This window comes from Streptomyces sp. P9(2023), from assembly GCF_032436795.1.
Taxonomy (GTDB): Bacteria; Actinomycetota; Actinomycetes; order Streptomycetales; family Streptomycetaceae; genus Streptomyces.
Map to the genome: position 1 here is coordinate 1 of NZ_JAUPWM010000171.1, position 434 is coordinate 434.

Sequence of the window (434 nt, forward strand, 5' to 3'; positions counted from 1 at the left end):
TAGGCATGCAAATGACAAATAAAACCTATGACAAAGTAAAATGGATCGTTTCGGTGGTCCTGCCGGCCTGTGGAGTGCTCGTGGGGACACTTGGTAAGGCATATGCTTGGGACTTTACTGATCTTGCAGTCACGACAATCTCAGCTATCACTGTTTTTTTGGGGTCAGTGTTCATGGTATCAAGTAAAAACTATCAAAAGAATGCGGGTGAATGACGATGGTGAAAATGCCAGAAGTAGAGATCAAACTGCGAACAGACACCCCTCAAGTTGGTGTTGTTCCATATCGGCAAGTACACGCTCACTCTACTGGAAATCCAACATCAACGGTGCAAAACGAGGTTGATAATCAAATCAATAATCGGCCTCAAGGATTTGCCAATGATTGGGTGGGTAATAGTCGCATCGTGCGCACATCGCCGCTGAATAGGGGCG

At 45.9% G+C, this 434-nt stretch carries 1 protein-coding gene and 1 pseudogene; both read left to right on the forward strand.

Going from position 1 to position 434, the window contains the following annotated elements:
- On the forward strand, positions 1 to 215 hold a 215-nt coding region (locus Q5762_RS37210; RefSeq protein WP_315896734.1), incomplete at its 5' end, for a phage holin.
- A pseudogene (locus tag Q5762_RS37215) lies at positions 212 to 434 on the forward strand (hypothetical protein); the annotation flags it as partial. The gene Q5762_RS37210 and the pseudogene Q5762_RS37215, both read left to right, overlap by 4 nt.